This window comes from Paraburkholderia sp. UCT2, from assembly GCF_014397665.1.
Classification (GTDB): Bacteria; Pseudomonadota; Gammaproteobacteria; order Burkholderiales; family Burkholderiaceae; genus Paraburkholderia; species Paraburkholderia tuberum.
Genome location: NZ_VZQO01000109.1, coordinates 1 through 3,133, shown reverse-complemented (window position 1 = coordinate 3,133; position 3,133 = coordinate 1). Strand labels below are relative to the sequence as shown.

Sequence of the window (3,133 nt, the reverse complement as noted above, 5' to 3'; positions counted from 1 at the left end):
GACGATAGTCGGACAGATCAATTCGATCGTCGAGGAATTTTTTGCAATCTCTATCGAGCGCCACGTCAGCCACCCGGCTGTCGCGATGATCATGGACGCGGCGCGTAGCGAACTGTTCAACGTTTAGGCGGGGCCGTTTCTGTGCAGGATGACCTCGCGATGCCGGCAACACCCTGGTTTGAGCGCGCTTGCGGCCCCTTACGTAGCAGGAACGCGGCGATCACCTCGAAGGTCTCGATGCGAACGCACGCGTGTTCAATTCGATGATGACAATAGCTACTATCGCTATTCCATTAGAGCGATGAACAGATTGCGAATGTCCGCGAGAAGCACGCATGCGTTTTATATCGAGTCGACGTCCATACGCGATCTATCCAAAGTTTGCGGCCGACGGCTCGCCTGATCAAACGGCCGGGCAGATGAAGGCTATGGCCGTTTCCGATGTGAAGGGTATGCCTCTCGCGATTGATATCCCGCATCTTGCGATGCTTCGTTACGTTGTCAGAATCGCTCTTTATTCAGACTCCTGGACGCGCCCGGTGACACGGGCGGTTCCCTCATGTTGAAGCGGGAACAGCTCCTGCAAGCAACTTCGTGTCGCAGTCACCACCTTGTATCCGCTGGCGGCTAGCCAGCCTCATCTGTTGCGCGTTGCGCCGGAATTTCTTTTCGGGAGCACGCCCCATCTCAAGAATCGGTTACGTGAGTAACCCGGGCACCCCACGGGCACGTTCACTTCAAACCGCCCATACATCGTGTCCCGCGCTTTCCATGGTGATGTTGTCGGAACGCCTTTGCGGATCACTGACTTCAGCTGCGCCCCCTCGGGTATCACCCCGTCCTTCAGATAGCGCCACAACGCAATTGCGAGACGACGCCGGTTGTGGAATGCCCTCCAGAACAGTTCGAGCGCAGGATGCATGCAGGTCAGTCAAAGTCGAACATATCGAACAGTGACTTCTTCTTGCGGCGCGGATCGTAGTGCTTGCGCTGATCGCCGTGGTAAGAATCGTTGCGCCGTCCCCGCTGCTGATCATGGTGGCCGTCGCGGTCGCCGTAGCGCGCGTCGCGCTCGACCTGATTGCTTCTGTTGTCCGGTTCGGGCGTGTCCTGCATCTGGGTCAGCAGCTTGTCCAGCTCGCCGCGATCGAGCCATACGCCACGGCATGTCGGGCAATAGTCGATCTCGATGTTCTGACGCTCGGTCATCAGCAGATCGGGGGTCTTGCAAACGGGGCACTTCATTGCGTTGCTCCTTTCGTAACGTTCAACCTTTGTGCTGCCGGTCGGGGCGGCGTTCAACCGCCCCGATACTTCTGTCAGTCCGCTTCAGTCCGCTTCGTTCAGTTCGAGAAAGCCGAACCGCTGGTCTGCGTCTTTTCAGACCTTGCTTCGGAGCCGGCTTCACACTCCGCTTCCAAAACTGCCGCCTTGTGCTCGCGCTTGTCCTTTCTGCGCCGCGCCATCATGTTCATGCCTTCGACGAAGCCTGCGAACGCCATGGCCGTGTAGATGTAGCCCTTCGGCACGTGCGAACCAAAACCTTCGGCAATCAGCGTCATCGCGATCACCAGCAGGAAGCTCAGCGCAAGCGTGACGATGGTCGGATTGCGCTCGATGAACTTCGACAGCGGGCGAGCCGCGAACAACATCGCCGTGACAGCAGCGATCACTGCAATGAACATGATGGGCAGGTGATCCGTCATGCCGACCGCGGTAATGATGCTGTCGACGGAAAACACGAGGTCGAGCAGCAGGATCTGGCCGATGGCAGCCGTCACCGTCAGGCCGCCGACGCCCACCGCAGGATTCGTGTGCGCCTCGGCGTCACGGCTCACGTGATGGTGCATTTCACGCGTGGCCTTCCACACAAGGAACAGACCGCCCGCGAGCAGGATCAGGTCGCGCCACGAAAACGCGTGATCGAACACGGAAAACACAGGCTCGGTGAGACGCGCGATCCACGCGACGGTGCCCAGCAGGCCGAGCCGCATCAGCAGCGCCAGCATGATGCCGATACGCTGCGTGCGCGCGCGTTGCGCTTCGGGGAGCTTGTTGCTCAGAATCGAAATGAAGATCAGGTTGTCGATGCCAAGCACGATCTCCATCACGACGAGCGTCACGAGTGCAGCCCATGCAGCGGGATCGGCGGCCAGGGTCAGTAAGGATTCCATTTGCGAGCGTCGTTGTCCGGTTGAGACGAAAACGGCTGATTACTGGGTCACCGCATGTGAAAAGCATGATCGCCTGGCGCCGTATTCGAAAAAACCAGTGATAATCTGACAGTTGGTTCGGTTTTTTCGAAGTGAGGCCACACATGCTCAACTACCGGCACTTGCACTATTTCTGGGTCGTCGTGAAGGAAGGCGGGTTTGCGCGCGCCGCCGAACGGCTCGACATGGCGGTGCAAACCATCAGCGCGCAGGTGCGCGAACTGGAAAAATCGCTCGGACATCAACTGCTGAAGCCCGCCGGACGCGGCGTCGCGATGACGGAAGCGGGACAGGCGGCGTATGCGCGAGCGGAGGAAATCTTCCAGATCGGGCGCGCGTTGCACGACGAAGTGCGCGAAGCGGCCAGCGGGACGGTCGCGCGCTTCGCGGTCGGCTTGACGGATGGCATTTCGAAGCTGGCCGTCCACGCCATTCTTGCGGGCGTGCTGGGCACGCCTTCGCTACGGCTGCTCTGCCACGAAGGCGAAGCGGAAGACCTGCTGGCGGAACTGGCACATCACCATCTGGATCTCGTGCTGTCCAGCCAGCCCGCGCCGCACAACTCGAATCTGCGTCTATCGAGCGAGCGCCTGATCGCTTCGCCGATCGACTGGTACGGGCCGGCCGCCGCGGTGCGAAAAACGCATGTCGATCATTTTCCGCAATGCCTCGCGTCGCTGCCGGTGCTGCTGCCGACGGGGCACTCGTCGCTGCGTTCGCGCCTCGACCGCTGGTTCGAAGCGGAAGGCATCCGGCCACGCGTCGCGGGCGAGTTCGAGGACAGCGCGTTGATGGCGCTGTTCGCGTCGCGCGGCATGGGCGTGTTTCCGCTCGCGGCGTTCGGCGCCGAGCGCAACGATCCGATGCATCGCGGCTTGCGCTGGCTCGGCCGCTCGCCGGAAGTGAAGGAGGAAATACAC

General features: G+C 60.5%; 3 protein-coding genes and 1 pseudogene. 2 read left to right on the top strand and 2 right to left on the bottom strand.

The genetic code is table 11. The features are described 5' to 3' along the window. Positions 1-127: pseudogene (locus tag F6X39_RS37460) on the top strand (LysR family transcriptional regulator); the annotation flags it as partial. A gap of 800 nt (positions 128-927) precedes the next feature. Here F6X39_RS37460 and F6X39_RS35820 read toward each other — a convergent pair. Together F6X39_RS35820 and F6X39_RS35815 are read right to left on the bottom strand one after the other, a co-directional pair. Next, positions 928-1,245, bottom strand: a complete 318-nt coding sequence (locus F6X39_RS35820; protein WP_187620112.1) for a zf-TFIIB domain-containing protein — start codon at positions 1,243-1,245, stop codon at positions 928-930. A gap of 98 nt (positions 1,246-1,343) precedes the next feature. Continuing rightward, complete coding sequence (locus F6X39_RS35815; RefSeq protein WP_187620111.1) at positions 1,344-2,174, bottom strand: TerC family protein; 831 nt, start codon at positions 2,172-2,174, stop codon at positions 1,344-1,346. A 143-nt stretch (positions 2,175-2,317) separates the two neighbouring features. Here F6X39_RS35815 and F6X39_RS35810 point away from each other — a divergent pair. Further along, positions 2,318-3,133 (top strand): LysR family transcriptional regulator (locus F6X39_RS35810; RefSeq protein WP_187620110.1); only part of this gene is annotated, 816 nt, incomplete at its 3' end.

Excerpts from the sequence above, each read along its gene's own strand:
- F6X39_RS35815 (WP_187620111.1), bottom strand. The coding sequence starts at position 2,174 with ATGGAATCCTTACTGACCCTGGCCGCCGATCCCGCTGCATGGGCTGCA.
- F6X39_RS35820 (WP_187620112.1), bottom strand. The coding sequence starts at position 1,245 with ATGAAGTGCCCCGTTTGCAAGACCCCCGATCTGCTGATGACCGAGCGT.